The sequence below is a fragment of the Yersinia canariae genome (genome assembly GCF_009831415.1).
Classification (GTDB): domain Bacteria; phylum Pseudomonadota; class Gammaproteobacteria; order Enterobacterales; family Enterobacteriaceae; genus Yersinia; species Yersinia canariae.
Genome location: NZ_CP043727.1, coordinates 2,215,941 through 2,238,049 on the forward strand (window position 1 = coordinate 2,215,941; position 22,109 = coordinate 2,238,049).

Genomic DNA, 22,109 nt, shown 5'->3' on the forward strand with positions numbered 1-22,109 from the left:
GTTGCCGCCATCAAACAGTTTGCCCTAAAGTGTGGCGCAGGCGGTTAGCCCATCCCGCCGAGGCGACATAGAAGATAATACTGAGTATTTGCGTATCACTGAGGCCAATAGTCTGTAGCGGCGTAATATGCTGATGGCTAAAGCGCTCTGGGCCACGAGTCAGTTCGGCTGCGAGCGAGATAAGCGGGTGGATATTGTGTTCCTTGGACTGTATTGCCAGGGCACTGTCAATCCCTGACGGTAGCGCGGCTAATAACGCGGTATTTCCTGTCAGTTGAAGCAAATTATGCTGATGGTTTGCCTGGCAGTAGCGGCTGCCGTTGATTTGGGCACTCACCAGTGACACTAACTCCAGCCAATCAGACGGGACTCGCGGGCGGCTATACAGCCGGGTGATAATCGCGCTATAGGGTTGAAAACTCTGTTGATTGTGCGCCAGTAGCTGGTTGAGTGTTACCGCAGTATCCGCCGTGGAGTCTGATTCTGTCATCGGCTCGTTTTCCGCCAGTGAGGGCAGCCAACCTTGCCATTGCGGCTTTCCTTCCGGTAACGGGGCTGACTGCGCATCCTCCATACGAGGGAAACCGGGCAGCATAACGGTCGGATAGCCCGCCTGAGCAGCAACCCCCGCGACCACTCGGGCCTGAAATCCAACAAAACCAATTATCTGCGATAAAACAATAATGTCTGCATCCGTAAGCCCCACTTCAGCCAATTGCTGTAGCGCATGCCGGTCAATTAATGTCGGCTGGCTGGCGAGTTGGCGTGCATATTGGGTGATTTGTGTGAGCCGGATATTACTTTCGCGCGAAGCATCAGGGCTGGAAAGCGGTGTGAGGCGAGCAGCATAGTGGCTGCATAAGCGCTGAACCCCGGTCACCTGTGCGACAGTTAATGCACTGCTTAATCTGTCATAAAGAGAAAATGTATTTTCACGATTGAGTTCAACAACCGGCGGGAAAAGCGCCTGATACATGACATCTGAAGCAGATAACATCGCGCCATGGTGTTGTAAGGTGTCATTTAATGCTGTGGGAATATCATTCGCTAAGCCAAGCAGAAAAATACCCTGTTCGATAATATTTCCTCCCTGATAGGTATTATCACTATTCACCGCATCAATTGCGCCAGCAATATGTGTTGCCAAGACCCGGCCACTGCGCTGAGTTTCATGATACCAATGAGCATTGTTTTGCTGTCTAAATTGCACCATAGTGACCTCCGTTAGGGGCAGCAACACGCCAAAGTTAAAGGTGGGTGAGTCACCGCCGCCCCATTCGATAGGTGCGGATGAATAATGATAAAGAGGGCGGATATTGCGGTATCTGGCAGGGAGTTATGCAAAGTGTGAGGTATCAGCATCGGCGAGATATCCTGTTGTTTTATGGAATGAACACAGTGGATATCATTGCTGATTGAGTTTACGAGATAAAATAATGTTAAACCATAATCCATAACTAAAAGTAATAACATATTATTATATATAACAAAAATGTTGTTACGTTAGCGAATAATTGGCTAAAGCCGCCATCGACATGCAGAATTTCCCCGGTCATTCCTGCGGCCAAATCTGAACACAAAAACGCAGTCGGGTTGCCGATATCCTCAATAGTGACGGTGCGGCGAATGGGGTGACATTCTTGCGCGACGTCACAGGGGAAAATCAGTTTGCAGCCTAATGTGGCTGCAAATTTAACCGAGGATATAATCACCGAACTTCATTCATCAAGTGAATTGGTTAGAAGTTAGCACTATCCCGACGCCAGGCATCTGCGGTTAATGCCTCACCAAAATGGCTGGAAATCAATCGCTTGGTCAGATCATGCAATGGCGACGCGAGGACTTCTGCGGTACTGCCGCGCTCCACAACTTCACCTTGGTGCATCACAATCACTTGGTCACTGATATGCTTCATCATTCCTAAATGTTGGGTGACATAAATATAGGATATGCCGTGTTTTTCCTGTAATTCCAGCATCAGATTGATAATCTGTGAGCGCATGGACATATCCAGCGACGCCAAAGCTTCATCGGCAACAATGACTTTGGGTTGCAGGATTAACGCCCTTGCCAGCGCAATACGCTGCTTCTGGCCGGAGGCCAACATATGAGGATAATAATTCGCGTGGTCGGGCAATAACCCCACTTGCCGTAAAGTCTGGTAGATCCGCTGTTCACGCGCGGCGGCATCTAAATCGGTGTTCAGCTTTAGCGGCGCATCTAACAGTTGACCAATACGCTGACGCGGGTTGAGCGACGTGCTGGGGTCCTGGAAAATCATCCGAATGCGTTGGCTGCGATAAGCATAATCACCATAGACCAGGCGATGGTCATCAATGAGCAATTCGCCGTCAGTCGGTTCAATCATGCCCGACAACATTTTGGCCAACGTGGATTTACCCGAGCCATTCTCACCAATAACCGCCAGCGTTTGCCCCTCCCGTAAGGTGAAGCTGACCGACTTAACCGCCTCCACATGTTGACGACGAAACAAGCCGGTGCGATAGCGGAAGGTTTTGCTCAGATTACGGACTTCGAGCAGTGTCTCGGCCATTATTGCTCCTCCAGATTTAAGGGGAAGTGGCAGGCAAAGGCATGATTTTTCACCAATCGCAAGCGCGGTGTTTCAATACAGGTTTTCTGTGCATAGGGGCAGCGAGGGCCGAGACGGCAGCCAATGGGCAAGTGTTCCAGTGACGGAATCGCCCCCGGCAATGCATTCAGCCGACTTTTATGCGGTAACGAGCGGCCAAAGTCGGGCATCGCCCGGATCAGCGCCTGAGTATATGGGTGGTGTGGCGAGGCCAGCAGATCTTCACAAACCGCACTTTCGACGGTTTGGCCGCAATACAGCACATTAATCCGGTTGGCCCACTTACTCATCATCTGCAAATCATGGCTGATGAGCAAAATAGTGGTGTTGTTATTCTGATTAAGCCGTGCCAGCAAGCGGAAAATTTGTGCTTGAGTGGTGGGCTCCATGGCGTTGGTTGGTTCATCGGCAATCAATAACCGGGGCTGATTTGCCAGCGCGATAGCAATCATGACTTTTTGGCATTCGCCTTCGGTCAGTTCATAGGGGTAGCTGCGCATAATGTCTTTATGGTCTTTAATTCCCACCCGATGCAGCAACTCAATAGCCCGACGTTTCCGCCAATGAAATCGCTGCCACCAGCGGCCTTTATAAGTCCATCCGGGGATGGCTTGCATCAGTTGCTGGCCAATGCTCTCTGATGGGTCCAGACAGGATTGCGGCTCTTGAAAAATCATCGAAATATTATGGCCGATCACCTTACGCCGCTCGCGCGGAGTTAATTGTAATAGGTCAATATCATTAAAACGAAAACGGTCAGCAGTAATACGCCAATTGTCTTTACTGACTCCGCAGATTGCTTTGGCAATCAAACTCTTACCAGAGCCGGACTCACCCACCAACCCACGAACTTCGCCTTCTGTCAGGGTAATACTGATGCGGTCAACCGCTTTGACCATCCCCTCAGCAGTCATAAATTCAATGGTGAGATTACGAATATCAAGTAACGGCATTATTCCACCCCCGCATTAATAGCCCGGCGCATACCATCACCTAACAGGTTAACTGACAACACACTGACCAAAATTGCGCCGCCGGGCAGCATCACGGTCCACGGCGCGACATACACTAAATCCAGTGAATCTCCGAGCATTGCGCCCCATTCTGGTGAGGGCAGTTGTGCGCCCAAATCAAGAAAGCCCAATGCAGCAATATCCAAAATAGCCATTGAAAGCGCGCGAGTGAACTCAGTGACCAACACCGCCGCAATATTGGGGAAAATAGCATAGGCCAAAATATGCGGAGTGGACGCCCCATCCAGACGGGCGGCAATCACATATTCTTTATCTAACTCATCATGCACGGCGCTATAAATGGTGCGCACCATGCGAGGTAAAAGCGCCAGCCAGACGGCGAACATGGCGTGTTCTAAACTGGGGCCGACAAAGGCCACGACAATGATGGCCAGCAACAGTGATGGGATTGAGAGTAATGTATCCAGCACATGATTAAGAATGGCTGAACGAAAACCATGAGTGATACCGGCAAAGACCCCTAAAACGACGCCACACAGCGCGGCTGCCACGGTGACCAGTAACGCCGAACCATAAGTGGATGCGGTGCCAGCCAATAAGCGGCTTAAAATATCGCGCCCTAAGTCATCCGTGCCCAGAAAGAAAGAAACATTGCCGTAACGCGACCAAGAGGGCGGTAACAATTGATAGCCCAAAAACTGTTGGTCGAGGGCATAAGGGGCCAATGTGCTGCCCAGCACACACAGCACTAATAACCCCAGAACACCGTAAAACCCCACCATCGCCAGGCCATCAGCATAGAAAAGCCGCCAGGTATACAGCAGCGGGCTGGGCATTTTCTTCTCGCGGTAGACATTATCGAATGGCATACCATTCCTTATGCTTTAACGGCGTCATCATCGCGCCCAAAATATCCGACAGTACGTTAATGACGATAACCAACGAACCGACCACCATCACGCCCGCTGAGATAGCGGCATAATCTTGCTGACGAATTGCGTTGATTAACCAACGGCCTAGCCCCGGCCAGTTAAAGACCACTTCGGTTATCATCGCCAGCGTCAACATCGTTGAGAATTGCAACCCCAATTTTGGAATGATGGGGGGCAAAGCATTGTGCAGAACATGGCGGCGAATAATGGTAAATCGGGATAAACCTCGGGTTGCCGCGGCCTTAATATAGTTTTGCCCAATAACATCGTCGGTACTGGTGCGCATCAGGCGGATAACTTCCGTGGTGGGGGCCACAGCCAGCGCGGTGATGGGTAAAATCATGTGCTGAATCGCACTGATCATCATCTCTTTGCGATAGGGTGATGGTGACAGCCATGCATCAACCAAAGCCAGTCCGGTGACGGGTTTGACCTGATATAACAGATCAAAACGCCCTGAGACCGGCAGCCAGCCCAAATGCAATGAAAAGAACAACATTAATAGCAGCGCCAGCCACAATACTGGGATTGAGAAGCCGATAAGTGCAATTGAACTGATGGCGATATCGGCAAATTTGCCGCGCATCACACCCGCAATAATCCCCAGCGGAATACCGACAAATAGAGCCACGGTAAAGGCCAACACACAGAGTTCCATAGTGGCGGGGAATGCTTCGCGCAATTGCTCACTGATAGGCTGACCATTAATGCTGGAAACGCCAAAATCCCACTGGAGCAAACTACTGAAATAGAAACGGTAGGCATCGAGCAGGGATGCGCCGCTCAACGGGCCGTGAGGGGTGAAATAGCTCAGGCTAAAACTGACCAATGACAACATAAACAGGGTTATTACCAGAAGTAATAAGCGCCGTAAGGTGAAGATGATCATGGTTTTTTGCCCTCATCACTAGGACTTTCGCGAAACACGCCAGCAAAAGAAGAATTACCAAACGGGCTTAAAACTAAACCTTTAATATCATAACGATATGCCTGCAACCTTAGGGATGACGCCAAAGGTAACAGCGGCAGTTGTTGCTCCAGAATCCGCTGGGCCTGTTGATAATATTCAATACGTGCCGATAATTGCTGGGAGCGTAAGGCTTTTTGCAGCAGTTCATCAAATTCTGGGTCACACCAGTGAGCATAGTTTGTTTGCGAACGAATTGCCGCACAGCTTAAGAGCGGGCGGAAGAAACTGTCCGGATCATTACTGTCTGTTGACCAGCCAGACAGTGTTAAGTCGTGGTTCATCTCCATAAGGCGAGCTTCTTGGAAGCGGCCTTCGACCGGCACGATATTCACCGTAATTCCCACTTGTGCTAAATCCGCCTGTATCAACTCGGCCGTCTTTAATGGGCTGGGGTTATAGGATTGTGACGCCGTTGGCACCCATAAGTTGAGTTGCAGTTTAGTTATCCCCAGCTCTTTGAGGATTGCCTTGGCTTTTTCAGGATTATATTCAGTGACTTGAGCTTGATTATCATAAGCCCATGATGCCCGAGGTAAAATTGACGCCGCAGTTTCAGCCGTACCGTAATAGATTGATTGCATCAACCGTTGGTTATTAATAGATAAAGCAATGGCTTGCCGCACGCGTTGGTCATTCAGTGGGGGTTTGCGGGTATTGAACGCCAAATAGGCCACATTCATCCCCGGGCGCAGTGTCAGCCGCAGGCGCGGGTCATCACGCAAAATAGATAACTGGCTTGCGGCGGGATAAGCCAATACATCACATTCACCGGTCAATAACTTGGATAAACGCCCTGTGCCACCCGCACCCAAATCAATGACGACCTGAGGCATACGCGGCAAACCTTTCCAATAATCACTGTTACGGAATAACCGAATATATTGACCAGACCGATATTCGTTTAGCAAGAATGGGCCAGTGCCCACAGGCTCGCGATCGATTTGTTCCTGTCGACCCTTTTGAGTTAATACATCGGCATATTCAGCAGAAAGGACTGGCGCATAATGGGTTGCCAGATGCCAAAGAAATGATGCGTCGGGGGCTTTCAGTTTAAATTCAACGGTATAGTCATCGAGTTTTTTGACACTTTGTACCGCATCGGCAAATTGTAGGCTGTCAAAATAAGGATATTCGCCGCCGTTGACGTCATGATAAGGGTGCTGTGAATCAAATACCCGCTGAAAACTGAATACAACGTCATCGGCATTCATCTTCCGCGTCGGCGTAAACCAATCGGTGGTCTGGAAAGGGACATCTTTGCGTAAATGAAAACGGTAGGTCGCGCCGTTATCCAGCACCTGCCAACTTTCCGCTAATTCAGGGATTAGCCGATAAGTATAAGGGTCGACATCCAGCAAGCGGTCGTAGAGCTGAGCCGCCAGGGTATCGATAGTCAATCCACTGCTGGCCATCTGCGGATTGAAAGTATTGAGTATTCCACTGACACAATAGACAAAACCGCGCTGGCGGATATCCGGCAGCGGTTGAGTGGGGTCGGCGGCCGGGGCAGTTTGCGCCAGCGCTGAGGTCGCAAGGCAAGCCAGCGACAGCATCCAAATGAGTAACGCACGCATAAACGCTTTCGCAGTAAGTAAGCAATGCTCTTAGTGTACCGTAATCTGGCACGCCTCCCAATCCATTGAGCAAAACAACTGCTCTGTCTGCTGTTTGTTGCAGCAATAGAGGGTAATAAACAGCAAATTATTGTTTATTCGCCGGGAATTCACGGCGCGGATGCTGGCAAAGAAGATCAATATCTTCCCTTCGCTGCATATAATTCCATCAGAATTAGTGCGGGAATGAGAAAAATTCTCAACAAAGTGTTTGCAAGTGCTATTGATAACCATTATCATTAATTTGCTCTTCGGGACAAAGCCTAAATTTTCAGGTTTTTGTTAGAAAAGCACGACATTGCTCACATTGCTTCCAGTGTTTTTTAAGCCAGCTCGGGTGCTGGCTTTTTTTTTGCCTGCGACTAACTCACTTATAAAAACATGAGCATCAGATGATGTTCTTTCCTTAGCTATGCTTTCCATATTTATCGTTTTTATGCATGTATTAAGGCGTTTTGTTGTATGTGTAATCCCTTTTTTTAGATATATTTTGTCTGGGATACTTATGTTCCTGTTGGCTTAAATTAAGCATTAATATTGCTCATGAGAGGCAGGTGATGATATTAATCAAAGCTATCTTATTATATTTGATCAGTATTTTATTAAGTTACGAGTGCGAAGCTAAACCCCCTGATATTGTTTGGCGTGTTGATGCTCGTGATCACCATGATGTTTTTAATCATGGGTTTGTTGCTGCTGGGAATAATCATAATGTTGCTGATCATCTCAGCGGGGAAAGTTGTCGCAAGTCACGGAAAATGGAAGGGAGTGCTTTTATTGCGACAACTGCCAATAGAAGCTTTGCATATGATTATGCTGAACGGGTATTAAAAAATTTGGCTAAGCAAGGAAGCCAAAATGCAAAAATTTATATTTATCAAATTAGGGCAGCTGAGAATATGTATAGCGCAGAGGATACATTAATATTTTTATTACAGGGTAACAATAGTTTTAAAAACAGGAGTGGTTTTCGTATGATATATCGTCTCCCTTATTTGTCTGAGTGGATGGCTCATCGCAGGATTGGGGCAGAACAAGTGGCTGTTGGAATGGCATACCATATTGATGGTGGTGTGATGCGCTCAGATGCATACTTGTCAAACCCAGGATTTGTGCAAACGCGTTCTCACGCCAATAATCGACCTTACCCAGTTGTTTTTTCAGGGAAATCCACAATGCAAATACCGCGTACCTGGATGCTGCGACTGGGTGTTAATCCAATGATTAATGCTTGTTTTGGCCGTTTAGATTTCACCTATTCCAATACGGGTATTCACGAGCAGCATCTGGGTCATCAAGGGTTCTTATTGGCCAATATTTTATTAATATAAAAACACGTCAATCAGTAATATAAATCCCTAGAGGTTATCGTATGAAGTTATTCATTTTGGGTTTTATTGTTGTTATTACCGCATTCCATGGGAAAGGATTTGCATATATCACGGGCAGTTTACAATCACAATGTGATTCCGTTCATGGCACTATGCTTTATGATCGTTTAATCAAAAGTTTCAATACGAGTATTATGCGCCAGCCAGGGCATATCTCAGTAAATAATATTAATATAAAAATAGATGATGAATGGTATTCCGCTACGGCGGAAGACAGGACGGACAGCAATTTATCAATAAACTTACCGCACTTTGCCCAGACGGCTTATTTGATTAACTTGGCTGTTAATGTTTGCGTAAAAGATAAACATTTACGTGGGTTAGAAGGCGTGAATTAATTTTTAGTTATCGCATATTAACAAACGATAACTAAAAATCGAAAATATAGTTATGGTTGCCCATCTTCACTGGTCAGAATTGCATGCTTTTTTAGCATGCCCCGTAATTGATGGTAAGTTAATCCTAACAGACTAGCGGCCTTTCGTTGATTAAAACGAGCTTGCTCCAAGGCCTGTTTGAGCAACTGATTTTCGCTATTATGTAACCAATGTTTCAGATTGAGGGGCAGGGTAGGTAATTCGCCAGCCTCACTCTTTGTTTTATTGCTTTCGGTATTTTCATTTTCTGCTGTGTTCAGCCGACGAGTGAACGGGTTGATAATAATGTTATCCAGTGCTTCGCTACTGTCGGCATGGCGATATACTGAACGCTCGACCACATTTTTCAGTTCACGAACATTGCCCGGCCAGCGATATTCCAGTAATTGTTGTTTGGCTTGCGGGGTAAAGCCGGGGAACAGTGGCAAACCTAATTCCCGGCACATCTGAATAGCAAAATACTCAGCCAGCAACATGATATCTTGTTGGCGCTCGCGTAAAGGCGGCAGTTGCACAACATCAAATGCCAGCCGGTCGAGTAAATCAGCACGGAATTTCCCTGCGGCCGCAAGTGCGGGCAAATTATCATTAGTCGCACACACTAAACGAACATCCACTTGCAAGGGTTGGCTCCCGCCAACACGCTCCAGATGACCATATTCAATCACCCGTAATAATTTTTCCTGCACCAGCATGGGGGCGGTCGCCAGCTCATCTAAAAATAATGTGCCACCATCTGCGCGCTCAAAACGGCCAAGATGTCGCTTCTGCGCGCCAGTAAACGCGCCGGCCTCATGCCCGAACAACTCTGAATCAAGTAGGTTTTCATTAAGCGCGGCACAATTGAGCGAAATAAACGGCCCTTGCCAACGATTTGATAAATAATGCAGGCGATGGGCTATCAATTCTTTACCGGTTCCGCGTTCACCGATGACCAATACCGGCTTATTCAGCTTTGCCAACCCGGAAACTTGTTCCAGTACCTCAACAAAAGAGTTTGCTTCACCTAACAGATTTTCTAGTTGCTCACTCATGATGAAATTCGCCAATAGTTGGTTAAAGTAATCACTTTACCTTTTATCCTAAAACAGTCAAAAAATATTTTTTGTTATTTTTCAGTGTATTAAGTTTTATGAAAAATTGGCACGACTTTTGATATATCACTATTGAAATTATGTGAATCGGCGCAACCAAACGCCAATCAGTTAAAGAGGATGTAAATTATGGGTATTTTTTCTCGTTTTGCCGATATCGTGAATGCCAACATCAATACATTGCTGGATAAAGCTGAGGATCCACAGAAGTTGGTACGGCTGATGATTCAGGAAATGGAAGATACACTTGTTGAGATCCGCTCAACCTCGGCTCGCGCACTGGCTGAGAAAAAACAACTGCTGCGCCGCATTGACCATTGTGAAAGCCAGCAGCAAGAGTGGCAAGATAAAGCTGAACTGGCTTTACGCAAAGATAAAGAAGATTTGGCGCGCGCGGCACTGATTGAAAAACAAAAAGTGGCGTCATTAATTGATACGCTAACTCGTGAAGTGGAGACGGTTGAAGAAACGCTCAATCGCATGAAGCACGAAATCACCGAGTTGGAAAGTAAACTGACCGAAACTCGTGCCAGACAGCAGGCTCTGACACTGCGTCATCAAGCTGCCGCATCATCTCGTGATGTTCGCCGTCAGCTAGACAGTGGCAAGTTGGATGAGGCGATGGCCCGTTTTGAACAATTTGAACGCCGTATTGATCATATGGAAGCTGAAGCTGAAGCTGAAACTGTGGGTGTTGGCAAACAAAAGTCGCTGGAAAGCCAGTTTGCCGAATTGAAGGCCGATGATGAAATCAGTAACCAACTCGCTGCTCTGAAAGCAAAAATGAAATCAGCTGAATAAGTCATGACTTAAATTTCAGTAAGAGACTTCGCCCGGCCGTCAGGATAAAGGCGGCCTGTCATGACTAAAATGCGGATAGCCGCGAACATATTATTAAGGGGAACGAATGAGTATCCTGTTTCTTGCCATACCGCTGACAATTTTTGTGCTATTTGTCGCGCCGATTTGGTTATGGCTACATTACAGCAATCGCCAACAAAGCGGTGCTCAACTCAGTCATCAGGATATGCAACGTCTATCGCAGTTAACTGACGATGCCCGCCGGATGCGTGAGCGTATTCAGGCTTTGGAAGAAATTCTTGATGCCGAGCATCCAAACTGGAGGCAGTCATAATGGGCGATTTTTTTAAGAATAATGCGCTGAGCAGCAAAAAACTGTACCGGGTGCCAGAAGAGGGCATGATCAAAGGGGTTTGTGCTGGATTAGCGCACTATTTTGATATTCCGGTACGATTGATTCGCGTGATGGTGGTGTTGTCATTATTCTTTGGCCTGTTTGTTTTCACCATCGCAGCTTATATCGTACTGACTTTTATGCTTGAGCCGGCACCGGCGTCCCGTTTCAGCGAACATCATGAAGCGACCCCACGCCAACTCCTTGATCAGTTAGAATATGAGTTGGGAGCCGGAGAGCAACGTCTGCGCCAAGTTGAGCGCTATGTTACGTCCGAAACCTTTGGCGTGCAGAGCCGTTTTCGTCAGTTGTAATGTGACCTATTAATGATAAAACCTGCCGGAGAGCAAAAAGATGAACAGTAATTTCGCCCGAACCCGTGCAGGTGTAGTCTTTACCACACTGGTTAAGATTGTTTTTAGTGTGGCATTGACCTATGGCCCGGCAGGTGCGGCGGGCTTTATTGTCAAAAATGTCAGCCGTAAACCCCTGCGCTGGTTGCTGCTTATGATGTTGGAACCGATGCTAAAACGAGCAATGGGGGTAGCGGCGGGTCAATTTGCTAAGGAGAAGCATGAAACGACTGCAAAATGAGATTACATCACTGGTCAATCGCGGGATGGATAGGCATCTGCGGTTGGCCGTCACCGGCCTGAGCCGTAGCGGGAAAACCGCTTTTATTACTTCTCTGGTGAATCAATTACTTCATGTTCACAGCGGTGCTCGTTTGCCGCTGTTTTCTGCTGTGCGCGAAGAGCGGCTACTCGGTGTTAAACGAGTACCACAGCGTGATTTGGGTATTCAACGCTTTACCTACGACGAAGGTTTGGCTTCTTTATATGGCACACCGCCAAATTGGCCAACACCGACCCGAGGTGTGAGTGAAATCCGTTTAGCGCTGCGTTTTCGTTCCAGTGATTCTCTGTTGCGCCATTTTAAAGAAACATCAACTCTGTATCTGGAAATTGTCGATTATCCGGGTGAATGGTTGCTGGATTTGCCGATGCTGGAACAAGATTATTTAAGTTGGTCGCGGCAAATGGCGGGCTTGTTACAAGGGGATCGCGCTGAGTGGGCAAAGCCTTGGCTAACACTGTGTCAGCAATGTGATCCGTTAGCGCCCGCTGATGAAAATCAGCTGGCGGCAATTGCTCAGGCCTATACCGAATATCTGATTCGTTGTAAAAATGAAGGGCTGCATTTCATTCAGCCGGGGCGATTTGTGTTGCCCGGTGATATGGCTGGCGCACCTGCATTGCAGTTTTTCCCATGGCCGGATGTCAGTGACCTGGGTGAGTCGCGGTTGGCGCAGGCCGATAAACATTCTAATTTGGGGATGTTGCGCGCCCGCTTTAACTATTACTGCAACTCGGTGGTTAAAGGTTTTTACAAAGAGCATTTTGTTCGTTTTGATCGGCAAATCGTGCTGGTGGACTGCTTGCAACCCCTGAACAGTGGGCCGCAGGCATTCAATGATATGCGTTTGGCGCTGACACAACTTATGCAGAGTTTCCATTACGGGAAGCGCACTTTATTCCGCCGCTTATTCTCACCATGTATTGATAAGCTGATGTTTGCGGCAACCAAAGCTGATCATGTGACGGCGGACCAACACGCGAACTTAGTCTCCTTACTGCAACAATTAGTGCAGGAAGCCTGGCAAAATGCGGCATTCGAAGGAATCAGTATGGATTGCGTCGGGCTGGCCTCGGTACAGGCGACGGAAAGTGGAATTGTCGACCATCAGGGGCAAAAAATCCCAGCACTACGCGGTAATCGGCTGGCCGATGGTATGCCACTGACTGTCTTTCCCGGCGAGGTTCCGGCGCGTTTACCCGGCCCACTGTTCTGGCAGCAGCAAGGGTTTCATTTTGACGAATTTCGCCCGCAAGCTGTGCATGTTGACAGTCCCTTGCCCCATATTCGCCTTGACGCCGTAATGGAATTCTTATTGGGAGATAAATTGCGATGAGCGAGCCTTTAAAACCACGGATCGATTTTGAACAGCCTTTGCAACCCTTGGATGAGCCAGTATTAAAAGCTGCGCAGGCTTTTGACGAGCAGGCCGCTGAGAATTTCTATCCTGCCGCCCCAGAACTGGACGCCGAAAATGAAGAAGGGCGGGTGGAAGGATTGGTTAATGCTGCATTGAAACCCAAACGCAGTCTGTGGCGCAAAATGGTGACTGCGGGGGTGGCATTATTTGGTGTCAGCGTGATTGCTCAGTCAGTGCAATGGGTCAATCAGGCCTGGCAACAGCAGGATTGGATTGCTTTGGGGGCCACCACCGCGGGGGGATTGATTGTGCTGGCGGGGGTCGGTTCGGTCGTGACAGAGTGGCGGCGCTTGTATCGCCTACGTCAACGGGCCGAAGAGCGAGATATTGCACGAGAGCTTCTGGTGAGTCACGGTATCGGGCAAGGGCGTGCATTTTGTGAAAAACTGGCGCGCCAGGCTGGGTTGGATCAAGGTCATCCAGCACTCCAGCGCTGGCAAGCTTCCCTGCATGAAACCCATAATGACCGTGAAGTCGTTGAACTGTATGCTAAATTGGTACAGCCTTCACTGGATAATCTGGCGCGGGCCGAAATTAGCCGCTATGCCGCTGAGTCAGCATTGATGATTGCTGTCAGCCCACTGGCGCTGGTGGATATGGCATTTATCGCCTGGCGGAATATTCGTCTGATCAATCGTATTGCTGCTTTATATGGCATTGAGTTGGGATATTTCAGCCGCCTCCGTTTGTTCCGTTTGGTGTTGCTTAATATTGCCTTTGCTGGCGCGTCTGAATTGGTGCGAGAAGTGGGTATGGATTGGCTGTCGCAGGATTTAGCTGCGCGTTTGTCAGCCCGAGCTGCTCAAGGTATTGGGGCGGGATTGTTGACTGCCCGATTGGGTATCAAAGCAATGGAATTGTGCAGGCCATTGCCGTGGTTAGGTGATGACAAACCTAAATTGGGCGATTTTCGTCGGCAGTTGATTAGCCAGTTGAAGAATACCTTGCCAAAGAAAGATAAATTGCCTCAGTCATGAGGACGATTTCAGCCGAGAATCAAAGGCAAAAGAGAGTGGTTTGACACTGTTTAAGCTGGTTTGAAAATCTTTATGTCGAGGATTAAGCAGTAGATTATTTTCTGATGGCACCAGAGTGGATGGAACCAGTAATCCAAGTGATGATTCTGACTCCAGCCATTCGGTGCCGATATCCATTGTGGTCGCAGGTGCCGGGTCATTGCGCCAGTCTGCTGGCCAATCCTGCGGCTGAAGCAGCAAGATATGACTGTCTTCAATTTCAATCTGAAATAACTCAAACTCACTCAGTGTTGAGCTGTCCTGAATATGCACCAATGTCTCTAACATCGCCAACGACACACTGCTGGCTAAGTAGATGGCGGCGTGCCCCTTATGATTCCAGCGGCCACCATAGATTTCAGCGCCATAACCGGTCCAGGTTGATGCAAGATAACGGCGCATCACGATGCGGTAGAGCATCATAAGTGCCGCCCAAACGGGTTTATTCTCATAACCTGCTGATCCCTCTAATATATTCTTCCATACACCCGAATCCCGTGGTTCACTGTTATGAAAACACACCGTGCTCCAAACGCCCAATTAAATCGCAGACTTCCAATGCACCGGTTTCAGTCTCCAGCAGGGAGTCTGGGCTCCGGTGACCAAGGCCCTTAATCGGGGTCGACATCCAGGTGATAGCTTTCCCCTTATCGCCGCCAAACAGCTCAACTGCCGCGTCCATTACCCGGACGAAGCGCGCAATTCGCTCACTTTCTTCAGGGGTGAAACGGCCGTCATGAGTGCGCCGGCGTGTCAAACTGCGGCTGGGAATACCGGTCGCTCGCAAGATTTCAGCTTTAGGGATTGACGCCCATAGATGGATACTGTCAATGACATCAACAGAAAAACCCATTTTGATGCTATCAACCAATACCGTACCGCGGCTGGCGGGCAAGCCGATTTCTCGCCATAGCGCCCCTGTTTTGCTTACTGGGGTGGGGTGAAATGTTCTCATGTAACCTCCTCGGTCAAATGGCTACCTTCACTATAGCCAGTTGGCCGATATAAAGCAAAGTGTCACGGACTCTTGACGTGAATATCTGACGCTATCCGGCATTATATTATTCTAAATTATTTATATAAAAACTAATAACTCGCTACATATGGGAAGGAAAGGCGCTGATGATCTTATCTTAATGCGCTAAATAGGGTAGAAAAATCAGTAAAAATCCGATTCCTGTCAACTTTTGCTGACAGACTGCTTCATCAGTAAGAGGGGACAGGGTATTATCATAGACAGATATTCCGCACCTGCCATATATAAGGTCGATACTGATGCGCTTGGAAGTTTTTTGCGAAGACCGAATCGGTCTCACCAGAGAGTTACTTGATCTCTTGGTTTTACGCGGCATTGATTTACGGGGGATCGAAATTGATCCGACTGGCCGTATCTATCTGAATTTTTTACAACTGGATTTCAGTGTATTTAGCGCATTAATGATGGATATCCGGCGCATTGATGGAGTGACAGATGTTCGGACCGTCTCCTTTATGCCCTCGGAGCGGGAACATCGTGCACTAAGGGCGTTGCTTGAATCTATGCCTGAGCCGGTATTCTCTATCGATTTAAAGGGCAATCTTGAGTTAGCTAACCCCGCAGCCCGTGAGTTGTTTTCCCTTAATGAGGAGAAAATTCATCACAAAACAGCGGGGAGCTTATTGGGCGGATACAATTTTACCCGTTGGTTTGATGGGGGAGAGACCGCGCCTCATACCGAGCGGGTATTGATCAATAATCAGGATTACCTGATGGAGATCACTCCGATTCAGCTAGAGGACGAAAACCAGCAGCAGCAGACTGTTGGGGCTGTCGTCATGTTAAAATCTACCGCACGTATGGGGAAACAACTGCAAGTCTTGTCGGTAAACGATGATACCGAATTTAAACAGATTGTTGCCACCAGTGTTAAAATGCGCCAAGTGCTTGAACAGGCACGTAAATTAGCAATGTTAGATGCGCCTTTACTGTTGGTCGGTGATACCGGAACCGGTAAAGACCTCTTAGCACGAGCTTGTCACCTGCGCAGCCCGCGCGGGAAAATGCCTTTCCTCGGTCTTAATTGTGCTTCTCTTCCCGACGATGTCGTGGAAAGTGAGTTATTTGGTTATGCAGCAGGGGCTTACCCGAATGCGGTAGAGGGCAAAAAAGGCTTCTTTGAGCAAGCAAATGGCGGCTCGGTACTGTTAGATGAAATTGGCGAAATGTCGCCTCGTATGCAAATCAAACTGCTGCGTTTTCTTAATGACGGGACTTTCCGCCGCGTAGGGGAAGAACATGAGGTACATGTTGACGTGCGGGTTATTTGTGCCACCCAAAAGAATTTGGTGGAATTAGTCCAACGCGGCGAATTCCGCGAGGATTTATATTACCGCCTCAATGTGCTGACAATCACTTTGCCGCCATTACGTGAGCGCCAGGCGGATATCATGCCACTGACAGCTCTTTTTGTTGCGCGTTTCTCTGACGAACAGGGTGTTCCTCGGCCGAAGTTGGCACCTGAGCTGAGCAGTTTCCTCACAAATTACGGTTGGCCGGGCAATGTGCGCCAACTGAAAAATGCTATTTATCGCGCTTTGACACAATTGGAAGGGGCAGAGTTACGGCCACAAGATATCGTCTTACCGGAATTTGAAGTTGAGGCGGTTCTGGGGGATGAAGTCCTTGATGGTTCGCTTGACGATATCAGCAAACGTTTCGAACGTTCTGTTTTGACTCGCCTTTATCGCAACTATCCAAGTACGCGGAAACTGGCCAAACGGCTGGGTGTTTCTCACACCGCAATTGCCAATAAATTGCGTGAATATGGCTTAAGCAGTAAACGCCCTGCCAGTGATGAAACCGAAGAAGAATAAGACGTAAGATAAAGAGATTATTGCAAAAAACGGCTGCACCCAATGGTTCCAGCCGTTTGTATTAAAATTTTGCTTCATTGAAACCGGAACAGAGTGTTATTTCAGTGCTGCCAGTGCGGCATCATAGTCAGGTTCGGTTGTGATTTCGTTAACCAGCTCACTGTAGATAACATTGTCCTGACCATCCAGAACCACTACGGCGCGAGCGGTCAAACCCGCCAATGGGCCTTCAGTAATCGCCACACCGTAGGCTTGTTTGAAATCAGCACCACGTAAAGTCGAGAGTGTCGTGACGTTGCTCAGGCCTTCAGCACCACAAAAACGTGATTGGGCAAATGGCAGGTCAGAGGAGATACAAAGAACAACTGTGTTCTCAAGTTCGCCAGCCAATTGATTGAATTTGCGTACAGAAGCGGCACAAACACCGGTATCAATACTTGGGAAGATATTCAGAACTTTGCGTTTACCGACAAAGCTGCTCAGCGCAACATCAGATAAATCTTTCGCGACCAAAGTAAAATCTTTAGCTTTATCGCCTGGTTGCGGCAGTTGACCTGCAACGGTCACTGGATTGCCTTGGAAATGGACTGTCTGTGTCATTATTTGATCCCTTTACAGATGTGTAACACGAAGTTCAGTTTAAGGTAACAATGGCAGCTTGGATATGAGAAATTTGCTAAATCATTCAGATTTTGCTGACGTTAGGTTCTAATACTGACTGTCAAAGCCCGAATTTTCTGAGGAGCGATTAATGAGAACCCTGCGTTGCTATCCAGAGGCCTGGCCTCTACATTCCGCATTTGTTATTTCCCGCGGAAGCCGTACTGAAGCAAAAGTTGTGGTTGTCGAGATTGAGGAGGCGGGTATCCATGCTGTTGGGGAATGTACCCCATATCCGCATTATGGTGAAAGTGAATCTTCTGTGATGGCACAGTTGGCATTGGTGACCAGTGCCATAGAACAGGGCGCTTCGCGTGCGGCACTACAACAGCTTTTACCCGCGGGAGCCGCGAGGAATGCAGTGGATTGCGCGTTATGGCAATTGGAATGTCTACAGAATCAGCAAAGTTTATGGCAACTGACTCATACGACGCCAGTTCCTAATATTTCCATGGCTCAGACAGTTAGCATCGGCACGCCAGAGGCGATGGCGCACAGTGCAAGTGCATTGGCGCATCTTGGTGCCAAATTATTGAAAATAAAACTGGATGACCATCTTATTGCCGAGCGCTTGGTGGCAATCCGTAGCGCTGCACCCGAAGTGACATTGATTGTGGATGCCAATGAGTCTTGGCAACCTGAGGGGTTGGCTGCGCGTTGCCAATTACTGGCCGATTTAGGTGTGGCGATGCTAGAGCAACCTCTGCCAGCAGGGCAGGATGATTCATTGCGGAATTTTATTCACCCATTGCCTATCTGTGCCGATGAAAGTTGCCATACGCGCGCTGATTTGGCGGGGTTGGTTGGTCGCTATGACATGGTCAACATTAAATTGGATAAAAGCGGTGGGTTAACAGAAGCATTGCTGTTGGCCGAACAGGCAAAATCACTTGGATTTGCCATTATGCTCGGCTGTATGTTGTGCACATCGCGTGCGATACGTGCCGCATTACCACTGGCCCCAGGGGCTCGTTTTGTTGACCTGGATGGCCCAACGTGGTTACAACACGATGTGGATGATGGGTTGCATTTCTCAACCGGCGCTATTGATTTATTGGCTTAATCTACCAAGGTCAGTAAGTCAATCATGGCAGCCAGATAACATTCACTGGCTGCATCGGCGGAAATGGGAGGTAATTCCGCAGTGATACAGGGTAAGTGGATGTCTGCACACCAACTGCCGAAGGACCCGGGCGTGGCATAACCGACACTGGTGACCAGAGGTAATGAAAAATTGGCGGCCAGCCGTTCACCCAGCGCGGAGCTGCCCGGGTCTTCAATGCAGGCCAAGGGCTCGTGCAAGGAAACTACCCACTGCGGAGACAGCTGTGTAATCAATGTACACAGCGCTTGGGTTTCGGGTTCAGAACCTGCATATTCCCCGGTGGACAGCACGACATCTCGCGCATTCGCAGCACTGTTCCAACGATACACCGTTTCACCCGCCTGCCAATTTTTCGCCGGGAAATTACGATTAAGATCTACACCACTGGCATTAGCCCGTAGCCCCAGTTGGCAGCCATCGGGATTCACGGCCAATATCACATGGTGGCGCTGCTGCTGCGGGGTGATAGTCCGTAACGCGCAGGAGAGGGCAACAATGGCCGCACTTTCATCGCCATGAGTTCCGGCGATAATTAGCCCAGTCTTTGTTGAGGGGTTAGCTGCCGGGAAATAAAGCAGTGGCGCGCCCAAGAGGGAAGTTCCGTATTGTTGCCCTAAAGTGACCAGCTTTCCCCGTGCGGAGCGGGGGTTATATTGGCTCATGATATTCTCTGTTATTTCGAATATGTGCGTATTGTATTCAACATAGCATTTAACATTATTACTTTGAATCAATAAGATAAGTTATTTTGTAATAGGTAAAATGGCGATTTAATCAACGGCGAGCGTTGCATTCGGTTTTTGATTGATCTGCCGCACTTTGTAGGCCATTGAATACAGTATTTTTATTTTACCATCGTCATTATGGCCCTTGATCTGCTAGTTTATATTTATTCTAATTTGTTACTACTTTCGCTGAAATGGAACGACAACGAAAAGGTTATTAATTATGCGCTATTTCCGTTATGCATTGTGTGCCGCATTAGTTGGCACAGCGCTGGGCGCGGCAAATGCTGCTGATGTCCCTGCGGGTACCGTATTGGCTGAAAAACAAGAACTTGTACGTCATATTAAAGATGAGCCGGCCTCACTCGATCCGATGAAAGCCGTTGGGTTAATCGAGGCCCAGGTCGCGCGGGATTTGTTTGAAGGATTGGTTAATCAGGATGCGCATGGTCAGATAATTCCTGGTGTTGCAACAAATTGGAAAACGGCAGATAACCAAACCTATATTTTCACGTTGCGCAAAGATGCTAAATGGTCGAATGGTGATCCGGTCACCGCGCAGGATTTTGTCTATAGTTGGCGTCGTTTGGTTGACCCTAAAAGTTTATCTCCTTTTGCCTGGTTTGCAGAACTGGCCGGAATGGAGAATGCGCAGCAAATTATCGCTGGGAAAATGCCGCCGGAAACGTTAGGGGTTAGCGCTGTTGATAATTACACCCTTAAAGTTAAACTTAGCAAGCCCGTGCCTTATTTCCCCAGTCTGACAGCAAACTTCAGTTTATTCCCCGTTCCATCAACCGTAGTTCAAAAATATGGGAATGATTGGACGAAAGTTGGAAATCTGGTGGGGAATGGTGCATTCAAATTACAAGATAGAGTTGTGAATGAGAAATTAGTATTGGTACCTAATGACTATTATTGGGACCATGCTCATACCGTTCTAACCAAAGTGACCTTTATTCCTATCAATCAGGAAGCCAATGCCACCAAGCGCTATCAGGCTGGTGATATTGATATTACAGAGTCCTTCCCCAAAAATTTGTATCAGAAATTATTAAAAGATATTCCCGATCAAGTTTATACCCCAGACCAGCTTGGAACTTATTATTACGCATTTAACACGCAGCGTGCGCCAACAAGTGATGTGCGGGTGCGCAAAGCATTATCTTATGCAATAGACCGCAAAATTATCGCTGAAAAAGTATTGGGAACAGGGGAAAAACCAGCCTATCACTTTACCCCTGATGTGACAGCCGGCTATCACCCAGTGGCGAACTTATTACAACAGCAAGATCAAGAAGAACTGAATGCCCAAGCCAAAGCACTGTTACATGCTGCGGGTTATGGCCCGGATAAACCACTGACATTATCATTGCTGTATAACACCTCGGATAATAATCAAAAGTTAGCCATTGCGATTGCTTCAATGTGGAAAAAGACATTAGGTGTGGATGTCAAAATGATTAACCAAGAGTGGAAAACCTATATTGATAGCCGTAATACCGGTAACTTTGATGTTGTCCGCGCATCATGGGTTGGGGACTACAATGAGCCTTCAACATTCTTGTCATTACTGACGTCCACTCACAGCGGGAATATCGCGAAGTTTACGAGCGCAGATTATGACCGTTTATTGAGTGAAGCGGGTAAACAAACTAATCCTAAAGCGCTAAGTGATGATTACAACAAAGCTGAACAGATTATTGCCGAGCAAGTACCAATAGCACCTATATATCAATTTACCAATGGGCGCTTAATTAAGCCTTGGGTGAAAGGTTACCCGATTACAAACCCTGAAGATGTGGCATACAGCCAAATGATCTATATCATCAAACATTAATGACTGTTGTCCGATAGTTAATTTTGACAGAAAATATAATCCGCCAGCACTCGTGGCGGGTTATATTTTCATGATGATAATATCTAAAGTAAGGTGGCTATTTATGACTGCGCCGCTTAGGAACAATAGCCGATATAGAGATCATAAACCCAGTCAGTGATGCAACTATTAATGGGAATATAAATGCATCTGATGTTCTTAGAGGATTGTTTATATCTAAAATTATCACAAAAAAGAATATACTCGTGGCGAATGTCGATGATGAATATAATTCATTAAGTTTGTATTGTAGATTTTCCAATGAAAATGGCGGCGTTTTTTTGGAAATACAATCCCATGCAATATGCACTAGCATATAAGAAACACAGATAATACAGTAAAATTTTGTTAACTCATCAGTGGTCTGTGGTGAGTACCAGTGGGTAGGCAGTGAGTCCAATTTGGTTCACCAAACTCTGCTGAGATAAATACCTGCAATTAATACACTTCCAATCGCTGAAAATGTAAATGCCAGGGAAGTTGTCACGGTCAATGCGGGAACTAAAAACGACAAGCCGCCGGTAAATGCAAATCCCGCGCCTGCGCCACCAATGAGTGCTTTCATTAACGTCATAAGGTTGGTTTCCATAATCAATATCCCTTGAATATATCATGTTGATAATTAGCAAAAATTGTACACCAAAGCTTTAGTGAACCTTGTGCTTTTATCATTATG

At 47.5% G+C, this 22,109-nt stretch carries 23 protein-coding genes and 1 pseudogene; 11 read left to right on the forward strand and 13 right to left on the reverse strand.

The window, feature by feature from the left end; translation table 11 throughout:
- Positions 1-10: 10 nt before the first annotated feature.
- The 7 genes and pseudogenes from F0T03_RS10270 to sapA form a co-directional block, all read right to left on the reverse strand.
- Complete coding sequence (locus F0T03_RS10270; protein ID WP_159678190.1) at positions 11-1,213, reverse strand: CMD domain-containing protein; 1,203 nt, start codon at positions 1,211-1,213, stop codon at positions 11-13.
- 244 nt (positions 1,214-1,457) lie between these two features.
- Positions 1,458-1,643, reverse strand: a pseudogene (locus F0T03_RS10275) (SDR family oxidoreductase); the annotation flags it as partial.
- A 95-nt stretch (positions 1,644-1,738) separates the two neighbouring features.
- Positions 1,739-2,554, reverse strand: coding sequence for a putrescine export ABC transporter ATP-binding protein SapF (gene sapF / locus F0T03_RS10280; protein WP_145556666.1), 816 nt, complete (start codon positions 2,552-2,554; stop codon positions 1,739-1,741).
- Positions 2,554-3,546 (reverse strand): putrescine export ABC transporter ATP-binding protein SapD, encoded by a 993-nt coding sequence (gene sapD, locus F0T03_RS10285; RefSeq protein WP_145556665.1) that lies wholly within the window; start codon positions 3,544-3,546, stop codon positions 2,554-2,556. Before sapD ends, sapF begins: the two co-directional genes overlap by 1 nt.
- Complete coding sequence (gene sapC / locus F0T03_RS10290; RefSeq protein ID WP_145556664.1) at positions 3,546-4,436, reverse strand: putrescine export ABC transporter permease SapC; 891 nt, start codon at positions 4,434-4,436, stop codon at positions 3,546-3,548. Before sapC ends, sapD begins: the two co-directional genes overlap by 1 nt.
- Positions 4,423-5,388, reverse strand: coding sequence for a putrescine export ABC transporter permease SapB (gene sapB, locus F0T03_RS10295; RefSeq protein WP_145556663.1), 966 nt, complete (start codon positions 5,386-5,388; stop codon positions 4,423-4,425). Before sapB ends, sapC begins: the two co-directional genes overlap by 14 nt.
- A complete protein-coding gene (gene sapA / locus F0T03_RS10300) occupies positions 5,385-7,043 on the reverse strand; it encodes an ABC transporter substrate-binding protein SapA (protein WP_159678192.1) in 1,659 nt (552 codons plus the stop codon). Before sapA ends, sapB begins: the two co-directional genes overlap by 4 nt.
- 596 nt (positions 7,044-7,639) lie before the next feature.
- On the opposite strand from sapA, the gene ytxA reads away from it, so the two are divergent.
- Both ytxA and ytxB read left to right on the forward strand, forming a co-directional pair.
- Positions 7,640-8,413 (forward strand): putative AB5 enterotoxin ADP-ribosylating subunit YtxA, encoded by a 774-nt coding sequence (gene ytxA / locus F0T03_RS10305; protein ID WP_159678194.1) that lies wholly within the window; start codon positions 7,640-7,642, stop codon positions 8,411-8,413.
- A 41-nt stretch (positions 8,414-8,454) separates the two neighbouring features.
- On the forward strand, positions 8,455-8,811 hold the full coding sequence (gene ytxB, locus F0T03_RS10310; RefSeq protein WP_159678196.1) for a putative AB5 enterotoxin binding subunit YtxB: 357 nt from the start codon (positions 8,455-8,457) through the stop codon (positions 8,809-8,811).
- Positions 8,812-8,861: 50 nt separating this feature from the next.
- Here the strand turns inward: ytxB and pspF are convergent, their stop codons facing one another.
- The gene (gene pspF / locus F0T03_RS10315; protein ID WP_159678198.1) at positions 8,862-9,884 is read right to left on the reverse strand and encodes a phage shock protein operon transcriptional activator; all 1,023 of its coding nucleotides are present in this window, start codon (positions 9,882-9,884) and stop codon (positions 8,862-8,864) included.
- A gap of 189 nt (positions 9,885-10,073) precedes the next feature.
- On the opposite strand from pspF, the gene pspA reads away from it, so the two are divergent.
- The 6 genes from pspA to F0T03_RS10345 all read left to right on the forward strand — a co-directional run bounded on the left by pspA (position 10,074) and on the right by F0T03_RS10345 (position 14,172).
- On the forward strand, positions 10,074-10,745 hold the full coding sequence (gene pspA, locus F0T03_RS10320) for a phage shock protein PspA (protein ID WP_159678200.1): 672 nt from the start codon (positions 10,074-10,076) through the stop codon (positions 10,743-10,745).
- A 106-nt stretch (positions 10,746-10,851) separates the two neighbouring features.
- Complete coding sequence (pspB, locus tag F0T03_RS10325) at positions 10,852-11,079, forward strand: envelope stress response membrane protein PspB (protein ID WP_005161022.1); 228 nt, start codon at positions 10,852-10,854, stop codon at positions 11,077-11,079.
- On the forward strand, positions 11,079-11,453 hold the full coding sequence (gene pspC / locus F0T03_RS10330) for an envelope stress response membrane protein PspC (protein WP_145556657.1): 375 nt from the start codon (positions 11,079-11,081) through the stop codon (positions 11,451-11,453). The genes pspB and pspC overlap by 1 nt, the downstream gene beginning before the upstream one ends.
- Before the next feature lie 40 nt (positions 11,454-11,493).
- Positions 11,494-11,733, forward strand: coding sequence for a phage shock protein PspD (gene pspD, locus F0T03_RS10335; protein ID WP_159678202.1), 240 nt, complete (start codon positions 11,494-11,496; stop codon positions 11,731-11,733).
- Positions 11,714-13,111, forward strand: coding sequence for a YcjX family GTP-binding protein (locus tag F0T03_RS10340; RefSeq protein WP_145556655.1), 1,398 nt, complete (start codon positions 11,714-11,716; stop codon positions 13,109-13,111). The genes pspD and F0T03_RS10340 overlap by 20 nt, the downstream gene beginning before the upstream one ends.
- Positions 13,108-14,172 (forward strand): YcjF family protein, encoded by a 1,065-nt coding sequence (locus F0T03_RS10345; RefSeq protein ID WP_159678204.1) that lies wholly within the window; start codon positions 13,108-13,110, stop codon positions 14,170-14,172. The genes F0T03_RS10340 and F0T03_RS10345 overlap by 4 nt, the downstream gene beginning before the upstream one ends.
- On the opposite strand, the gene F0T03_RS10350 is transcribed toward F0T03_RS10345, so the two are convergent.
- Positions 14,167-14,634: an RES family NAD+ phosphorylase gene (locus F0T03_RS10350; protein WP_145556653.1), complete on the reverse strand. Its 468-nt coding sequence runs from the start codon at positions 14,632-14,634 to the stop codon at positions 14,167-14,169. The two genes, F0T03_RS10345 and F0T03_RS10350, sit on opposite strands and share 6 nt — an antisense overlap.
- Positions 14,635-14,719: 85 nt before the next feature.
- On the reverse strand, positions 14,720-15,166 hold the full coding sequence (gene xre, locus F0T03_RS10355; protein ID WP_145556652.1) for a type II toxin-antitoxin system antitoxin Xre: 447 nt from the start codon (positions 15,164-15,166) through the stop codon (positions 14,720-14,722).
- A gap of 320 nt (positions 15,167-15,486) precedes the next feature.
- On the opposite strand from xre, the gene tyrR reads away from it, so the two are divergent.
- Positions 15,487-17,064, forward strand: coding sequence for a transcriptional regulator TyrR (tyrR, locus tag F0T03_RS10360; protein ID WP_159678206.1), 1,578 nt, complete (start codon positions 15,487-15,489; stop codon positions 17,062-17,064).
- Positions 17,065-17,160: 96 nt separating this feature from the next.
- Here tyrR and tpx read toward each other — a convergent pair whose 3' ends face one another.
- Positions 17,161-17,664: a thiol peroxidase gene (gene tpx, locus F0T03_RS10365; RefSeq protein WP_145556650.1), complete on the reverse strand. Its 504-nt coding sequence runs from the start codon at positions 17,662-17,664 to the stop codon at positions 17,161-17,163.
- 151 nt (positions 17,665-17,815) lie between these two features.
- On the opposite strand from tpx, the gene ycjG reads away from it, so the two are divergent.
- On the forward strand, positions 17,816-18,787 hold the full coding sequence (gene ycjG, locus F0T03_RS10370; protein WP_145556649.1) for an L-Ala-D/L-Glu epimerase: 972 nt from the start codon (positions 17,816-17,818) through the stop codon (positions 18,785-18,787).
- Here ycjG and mpaA read toward each other — a convergent pair.
- Positions 18,784-19,491, reverse strand: coding sequence for a murein tripeptide amidase MpaA (mpaA, locus tag F0T03_RS10375; RefSeq protein ID WP_145556648.1), 708 nt, complete (start codon positions 19,489-19,491; stop codon positions 18,784-18,786). The genes ycjG and mpaA overlap by 4 nt on opposite strands.
- A gap of 286 nt (positions 19,492-19,777) precedes the next feature.
- Here mpaA and F0T03_RS10380 point away from each other — a divergent pair, with 286 nt between their 5' ends.
- Complete coding sequence (locus F0T03_RS10380; protein ID WP_145556647.1) at positions 19,778-21,394, forward strand: peptide ABC transporter substrate-binding protein; 1,617 nt, start codon at positions 19,778-19,780, stop codon at positions 21,392-21,394.
- Between the two features lie 445 nt (positions 21,395-21,839).
- On the opposite strand, the gene F0T03_RS10385 is transcribed toward F0T03_RS10380, so the two are convergent.
- Positions 21,840-22,022 carry a hypothetical protein gene (locus F0T03_RS10385; RefSeq protein WP_145556646.1) on the reverse strand — a complete coding sequence of 61 codons (183 nt, stop codon included), beginning with the start codon at positions 22,020-22,022 and terminating at the stop codon, positions 21,840-21,842.
- Between the last annotated feature and the right edge of the window lie 87 nt (positions 22,023-22,109).

What these genes read in the sequence shown, in the direction of transcription:
- F0T03_RS10270 (WP_159678190.1), bottom strand. Translation starts at nt 1,213, where the DNA reads ATGGTGCAATTTAGACAGCAAAACAATGCTCATTGGTATCATGAAACT.
- sapF (WP_145556666.1), bottom strand. Translation starts at nt 2,554, where the DNA reads ATGGCCGAGACACTGCTCGAAGTCCGTAATCTGAGCAAAACCTTCCGC.
- sapD (WP_145556665.1), bottom strand. Translation starts at nt 3,546, where the DNA reads ATGCCGTTACTTGATATTCGTAATCTCACCATTGAATTTATGACTGCT.
- sapC (WP_145556664.1), bottom strand. Translation starts at nt 4,436, where the DNA reads ATGCCATTCGATAATGTCTACCGCGAGAAGAAAATGCCCAGCCCGCTG.
- sapB (WP_145556663.1), bottom strand. Translation starts at nt 5,388, where the DNA reads ATGATCATCTTCACCTTACGGCGCTTATTACTTCTGGTAATAACCCTG.
- sapA (WP_159678192.1), bottom strand. Translation starts at nt 7,043, where the DNA reads ATGCGTGCGTTACTCATTTGGATGCTGTCGCTGGCTTGCCTTGCGACC.
- ytxA (WP_159678194.1), top strand. Translation starts at nt 7,640, where the DNA reads ATGATATTAATCAAAGCTATCTTATTATATTTGATCAGTATTTTATTA.
- ytxB (WP_159678196.1), top strand. Translation starts at nt 8,455, where the DNA reads ATGAAGTTATTCATTTTGGGTTTTATTGTTGTTATTACCGCATTCCAT.
- pspF (WP_159678198.1), bottom strand. Translation starts at nt 9,884, where the DNA reads ATGAGTGAGCAACTAGAAAATCTGTTAGGTGAAGCAAACTCTTTTGTT.
- pspA (WP_159678200.1), top strand. Translation starts at nt 10,074, where the DNA reads ATGGGTATTTTTTCTCGTTTTGCCGATATCGTGAATGCCAACATCAAT.
- pspB (WP_005161022.1), top strand. Translation starts at nt 10,852, where the DNA reads ATGAGTATCCTGTTTCTTGCCATACCGCTGACAATTTTTGTGCTATTT.
- pspC (WP_145556657.1), top strand. Translation starts at nt 11,079, where the DNA reads ATGGGCGATTTTTTTAAGAATAATGCGCTGAGCAGCAAAAAACTGTAC.
- pspD (WP_159678202.1), top strand. Translation starts at nt 11,494, where the DNA reads ATGAACAGTAATTTCGCCCGAACCCGTGCAGGTGTAGTCTTTACCACA.
- F0T03_RS10340 (WP_145556655.1), top strand. Translation starts at nt 11,714, where the DNA reads ATGAAACGACTGCAAAATGAGATTACATCACTGGTCAATCGCGGGATG.
- F0T03_RS10345 (WP_159678204.1), top strand. Translation starts at nt 13,108, where the DNA reads ATGAGCGAGCCTTTAAAACCACGGATCGATTTTGAACAGCCTTTGCAA.
- F0T03_RS10350 (WP_145556653.1), bottom strand. Translation starts at nt 14,634, where the DNA reads ATGATGCTCTACCGCATCGTGATGCGCCGTTATCTTGCATCAACCTGG.
- xre (WP_145556652.1), bottom strand. Translation starts at nt 15,166, where the DNA reads ATGAGAACATTTCACCCCACCCCAGTAAGCAAAACAGGGGCGCTATGG.
- tyrR (WP_159678206.1), top strand. Translation starts at nt 15,487, where the DNA reads ATGCGCTTGGAAGTTTTTTGCGAAGACCGAATCGGTCTCACCAGAGAG.
- tpx (WP_145556650.1), bottom strand. Translation starts at nt 17,664, where the DNA reads ATGACACAGACAGTCCATTTCCAAGGCAATCCAGTGACCGTTGCAGGT.
- ycjG (WP_145556649.1), top strand. Translation starts at nt 17,816, where the DNA reads ATGAGAACCCTGCGTTGCTATCCAGAGGCCTGGCCTCTACATTCCGCA.
- mpaA (WP_145556648.1), bottom strand. Translation starts at nt 19,491, where the DNA reads ATGAGCCAATATAACCCCCGCTCCGCACGGGGAAAGCTGGTCACTTTA.
- F0T03_RS10380 (WP_145556647.1), top strand. Translation starts at nt 19,778, where the DNA reads ATGCGCTATTTCCGTTATGCATTGTGTGCCGCATTAGTTGGCACAGCG.
- F0T03_RS10385 (WP_145556646.1), bottom strand. Translation starts at nt 22,022, where the DNA reads ATGGAAACCAACCTTATGACGTTAATGAAAGCACTCATTGGTGGCGCA.